A 5,492-nucleotide genomic window follows, 5' to 3' on the forward strand; every position below is an offset into this window, starting at 1 on the left:
CAGAGGGCTAACCCGGCAGCAATATCCATGGCATGACCAGGCTGGCGGAACCGTCCACGCTTTCCGGCTCCTCCGAAACTCAACAACGAAGGCGACAGATCACGAGCTACAAAAATACGACATCTTCACCCGCTACGGACAAGCTCCGATTCCGAAGTTCGCAGGCTTTCCGCGGCCCCTCCGATGCGAACTTCGGAATCAAAGGAGCTCTAGCAACTTATTGATTCTAGTGCGGCTTTGAATTTGAAGTTCCTATAACGAACTCACGGCGAAACTGATAGGAACTTCAAATTCGCCGCACTAGATTGCCTTCAGCTTGCGATAGGCAAACCACACCATCTTCAACAACAGCCAGCCGTCGCGGAAGCGCGAAATCTGCGTCTCGCCGAAGGTGCGGGCCTTGTAGTGGATCGGCGTCTCGATAATTTTCAGGTTCTGCTTCGCCGCGCCGAAGATCAGATCGAAATCGCCGAACGGATCGAAGTTGCCGAAATAGGCGCGCTCGCGCACCAGCACCTCGTAGTCCTTGCGCAGGAGCACCTTGGTGCCGCACAGCGTGTCGGTGAGGCGCGTGTTGACGAGATAACTGAAGAGGTAGGCGAAGAATCGGTTGGCGATGAAATTGAGCGGACGCATTGCCTCGTTCTCCATCGGATAGACCAGCCGGGTGCCGTTGACGAACTCGGCCTTGCCGGTCTCGATCACCGCGTGAAATTTCGGCAGTGCTTCAGGCGGCATCGTCAGGTCGGCGTCCAGAATCATCAGCACGTCGCCGGTCGCGGCGGAAAAGCCCTTGCGCACCGCATCGCCTTTGCCCTTGCCATCCTGCTTGAGCACCTTGATGTCCCAACTGCCCTTGTAGGCGTCGCGGACGCGCTCGCATTCGGCAAAGGTGCCATCGCTGGAATTTCCTTCGACGAACAGGATTTCCTGCGCGGCGCCGAACCGCGGCATGCGCCGGATCGCGTTCTCGATATTGCCGCTCTCGTTGCGGCACGGAATGAGAATGCTGGCCGAGAATTTCCGGTCCGGAAATTGCCGGACCGGACGGCCGACCAGATAGGTTCGCAGGCATAATGTCCGGATGCCGGGCAGCGGCGCGATGAAGCGGTTGATGAACGGGCCGAGCCCGAGCCAGCGGCGCGGCAACAGCTGGCGCTGCTCCTGGCTGATGACCTCGAAGTCCGCGAGATCCATCAGATTGAGAAAGTCGGCGGTCGCCATGTAGTTGATCGCCGGCTGTTTGGCCCGGAGCTTGAGCGCTTCGGCGGCCTTCAGCACCGGCTCCCAGAGATGCGAGTAGTAGGAGATGATGATCCGCGTCGACGGTGCGCAAAGATGATGCACCAGCCGCAAGGTCGCATCGATGTCCTCGAACATGCCGATGGTATCGGCGATCACGATGTAGTCGAACGGCCCTTCGATCGAGGCGAGCGTCGCCGGATCCTCGACATCGCCCAGCAAAAAGCTGAGGTGGGGGTGCAGCTCATTGGCCTTGGCGACCGTTCCGGCGCCGAAGTCCACGCCGACGCCGTAGGCGGGCTCAAGTGCGGCCAGGAGGTCGCCGCGGCCGCATCCCAGTTCCAGCACACGCTTGCCCGGTGGAACCAGGAAGCGCATGAACTTCAAATCGTCTTCGTGGTAGGCGGCGTTGAATTCGCGCCAACGCTGGAGCTCGTCGCCATTGGCTTCGAAATGCTCGACGAGGTCGCGCTTGCGCTGCGTCGGCAGCTCAAGGGAGTGCGCGGAATCGGACGGCCTCAAATACATCCAAACCTCGAGGTGTAAACCGAGCGTCCTCTTAGCCGAACGGTAAGGAGCTGTAAATTCGATTGAAATGGTGGATTATGACAGGCGGTGCGTGGCCGCGTGCATGATGTGGCCGGTTGCCTTGAACTGCCTCAGCCCATAACCTGATGTCTAACGACGAAGAAAAACGGCCCAGAGCAATGCCCAGGAGAACTGTCTATGGCGCGCCTTAAATTCGGTGCTTTCCTCGCCCCGCATCACCCGATCGGCGAGCACCCGATGCTGCAATTCCGCCGCGACCTCGATCTGGTCGAGCAACTCGATGCGCTCGGCTATGATGAATTCTGGTGCGGCGAGCATCATTCCTCCGGCTGGGAAATGATCGCCTCGCCGGAAATGTTTCTGGCGGCCGCCGGCGAGCGCACCAAGCGCATCAAGCTCGGTACCGGTGTGATTTCGCTGCCCTACCATCACCCCTTCAACGTCGCCCAGCGCATGGTGCAGCTCGATCACATGACCGGCGGGCGCGCCATCTTCGGCTCCGGGCCCGGGGCGCTGGCGTCGGATGCCCATACGTTCGGCATCGATCCGATGGTGCAGCGTGACCGCCAGGACGAGGCGATCGCGATCATCCACCGGCTGTTTCGCGGCGAGCGGGTCACCGCGAAGAGCGACTGGTTCACGATCAACGACGCTGCATTGCAGATCCTTCCGTTGCAGGAAGAGATGCCCTTCGTGGTTGCCTCGCAAATCTCGCCGTCGGGAATGACGCTCGCCGGCAAATACGGCATCGGCATCATTTCGCTCGGCTCGATGTCGACGCAGGGGTTGATGGCGCTGCCGACGCAATGGAGCTTTGCCGAGGATGCCGCGAAAAAGCACGGCACGACCGTGAGCCGCGCCGACTGGCGCGTGCTGTTGTCCTGGCACATCGCCGAAACCCGCGAGCAGGCCCATCGCGAGGCGGGCGCCGGATTGATGCACTGGCACAACGAGTACAATGTGCAGACGCTGCAGCGTCCCGGTCTTGTACCGTTTACCTCGCCCGAGGATGCGCTGGAGAAGACGGCTGGCGGCGAGAACGCCGCATCCACCATTGGCACGCCGGACGACCTCGTTAAAACCATCAAGAAATTGATGGAGGTGTCCGGCGGGGTCGGCAGTATCATCGGCTTTGTCCACGACTGGGCCAATCCCGAGAACACAAGACGCAGTTGGGACATGGTGGCGCGCTACGTGATTCCGGAGATCAACGGCTATGTCGCCAAGCTTCGCGAGTCGCAGAAATTCGTGATCGAAAACCGCACGGTGTTCGAACGCGCTGGCCAGGCCGTGATGGCCAAGATCATGGAGAATGACAAGGCGGCTGCGGCTTTGTCACTGACCGGCCCCGGCCGCGTGGCCATTCCGGCCGTGAATGCGCCGGATTTGCAGAAGGAAGCGGCCAAACACCAAAAGGCCTGATTGGCGGGTTTGTTTTAAGTATTGTGGTTCGAGATTTCTCGTTCGATGGAGCACGGCCATGTCTCTGCAAAGTGCGTCTATGCAAAGTGCGACCTTGCCATCGATGGCGTTGATGCCGCCCGATCGTCATGCCCTGTCGCATATTCCAGGTGACGAAGGCTGGCCGCTGATCGGCCGGACACTTTCCGTTCTCGCCGATCCCAAGGGCGAGGTCGAGCGGATGTCGGCGAAGTATGGCCACATCTACCGTACCCGCATCCTCGGCGAGACCAGCATCACCATGTTGGGACCCGAGGCGAACGAGCTCCTGCTGTTCGATCAGGTCCGCCTGTTCTCGTCCAGCTATGGCTGGGGGACGATCCTGGGCCGGCTTTTTCCGCGTGGCCTGATGCTGCTCGATTTCGACGAACATCGCCTGCACCGGCGCGCATTGTCGGTCGCATTCAAATCCGGGCCGATGAAATCCTACCTCGCGGCGCTCGACGCCGGCATCGCGCGGCGCGTGGCCGAGTGGCGGCAGAAGCCGGGAGAGATGCTGTTCTATCCCGCGATGAAACAGCTGACGCTCGATCTCGCCGCCACGTCATTTCTCGGCACGGCGATCGGTCCGGAGGTCAAGGAGATCACTAAAGCCTTTGTCGACATGGTCGCGGCTTCGATCGCGCCGATCCGAACGCCTTTGCCGGGCACGCAGATGGCGCGCGGCGTCAAGGGTCGCGCCCGCATCGTGGCTTACTTCTCCGAACAGATTCCGATCCGCCGCGCCAAAGGCGGCGAGGACCTGTTCTCCCAGCTCTGCCAGGCCACCCACGAGGACGGTGCGTTGCTGTCGCCGCAGGATATCGTCGACCATATGAGTTTTCTGATGATGGCCGCGCACGACACGCTGACCTCGTCGCTGACCTCGTTTGTGGCGGCGCTCGCCGCAAATCAGGAGTGGCAACAGAAGCTGCGCGACGAGGTCCTCGGCATCGGCGTTGCGCCCGATGCACCGACGTCGTCCGATCATCTCGAAGCGATGCCGCTCGCCGAGATGGCGTTCAAGGAAGCGATGCGGCTGCGGCCTCCGGTGCCCTCGATCCCGCGGCGCGCGACGCGCGATTTTAAATTCGGTGGCTATGAGATTCCGGCCGGCACGCTGGTCGGTCTCAATCCGCTGTTCACCCATCACATGCCGGAAATCTGGCCTGATCCCGACGCCTTCGACCCGCTGCGCTTCACAGACGAAGCGCAGCGCAACCGCCATCGCTTTGCCTTTGTGCCGTTTGGTGGTGGCGCGCATATGTGCCTGGGGCTGCATTTCGCCTACATGCAGGCGAAATGTTTCGCGCGGCATTTCCTGCAGAACCTGAGCGTCTCGCTGGCCGCCGGCACGACGCCGAACTGGCAGATGTGGCCGATCCCGAAGCCACGCGACGGCTTGCGGGTCACGGTGATGCCGGTGTGATCAAAGAGCGCGCGCCCATTCTGGCGACTGTCGATGCTACCCCGCATTCGCATCGAACGCCTTGCGCATGGCCGCATAACCCTGTTGCTGTTGGGTCCAGTTGCGGCCGCCGGTGATGGCGCCGTCGATGACGAGATCATGCCCGTTGATGAAGGTGGATTCGTCGCTGGCGAGGAACACCGCCGCATGCGCGATGTCATCAGGCAGACCGGCGCGCGGGATCGGCTGGGCCGACTTAGTGACCTCGCGCATCACGGCGGCTGTTTTCTCGGCGGCTTCCGTCGACAGTCCGAGGGCTTTTGCGAAAATGCCCGTGGCGATGGCGCCCGGCGAAATGCTGTTGACGCGGATGCCGGCCTCGCCGAGCTCCATCGCGACGCATTTGGTCAGGTGAATGACCGCGGCCTTGGCGGCACCATAGACGATCGAGGATGAGAATCCGGCGAGCCGGCCGGCGATGCTGCCATTGTTGATGATGCTGCCGGAGCCCTGGCGCCGCATATGCGCCGCCGCATGCTTCATGCCGAACATGACGCTGCGCACGAGCGTCGCCATCGCGGCGTCGAAACGCTCGGCCTCGAGGCCCTCGATGCCGCCCGTCTGCGCCGGGCCGCCGGCATTGTTGAAGAGGCAGTCGATGCGGCCGAAATTTTCAACCGCCTCGCCGATCAACCTTTGCATGTCAGCCTCGATCGTCACGTCGGTACGCCGGAACCGGCAGGCAGCGCCGAGCTTCTTGGCCAACGCCTCGCCTTCCGGCACGCGGCGGCCGGCGATCACGATTTTTGCACCTTGGGCCACGAAGATTTCGGCGGTGCGCAGTCCGATCCCG

General features: G+C 61.9%; 4 protein-coding genes. 2 read left to right on the forward strand and 2 right to left on the reverse strand.

Annotated elements, in window-relative coordinates; translation table 11 throughout:
- Nucleotides 1-300: 300 nt before the first annotated feature.
- Nucleotides 301-1,770: a bifunctional class I SAM-dependent methyltransferase/glycosyltransferase family 2 protein gene (locus tag M6D32_RS04730; RefSeq protein ID WP_298253883.1), complete on the reverse strand. Its 1,470-nt coding sequence runs from the start codon at nt 1,768-1,770 to the stop codon at nt 301-303.
- A 198-nt stretch (nt 1,771-1,968) separates the two neighbouring features.
- On the opposite strand from M6D32_RS04730, the gene M6D32_RS04735 reads away from it, so the two are divergent.
- A complete protein-coding gene (locus M6D32_RS04735) occupies nt 1,969-3,213 on the forward strand; it encodes an LLM class flavin-dependent oxidoreductase (RefSeq protein ID WP_298253886.1) in 1,245 nt (414 codons plus the stop codon).
- Between the two features lie 79 nt (nt 3,214-3,292).
- Nucleotides 3,293-4,660: a cytochrome P450 gene (locus tag M6D32_RS04740; protein ID WP_298253890.1), complete on the forward strand. Its 1,368-nt coding sequence runs from the start codon at nt 3,293-3,295 to the stop codon at nt 4,658-4,660.
- 36 nt (nt 4,661-4,696) lie between these two features.
- On the opposite strand, the gene M6D32_RS04745 is transcribed toward M6D32_RS04740, so the two are convergent.
- A partial coding sequence (locus M6D32_RS04745) for an SDR family oxidoreductase (protein ID WP_298253888.1) occupies nt 4,697-5,492 on the reverse strand: 796 nt, incomplete at its 5' end.

This window comes from Bradyrhizobium sp., assembly GCF_027307225.1.
Lineage (GTDB): Bacteria > Pseudomonadota > Alphaproteobacteria > Rhizobiales > Xanthobacteraceae > Bradyrhizobium.

Coding starts and splice junctions, on each gene's coding strand:
- M6D32_RS04730 (WP_298253883.1), bottom strand. CDS start 1,770: ATGTATTTGAGGCCGTCCGATTCCGCGCACTCCCTTGAGCTGCCGACG.
- M6D32_RS04735 (WP_298253886.1), top strand. CDS start 1,969: ATGGCGCGCCTTAAATTCGGTGCTTTCCTCGCCCCGCATCACCCGATC.
- M6D32_RS04740 (WP_298253890.1), top strand. CDS start 3,293: ATGCAAAGTGCGACCTTGCCATCGATGGCGTTGATGCCGCCCGATCGT.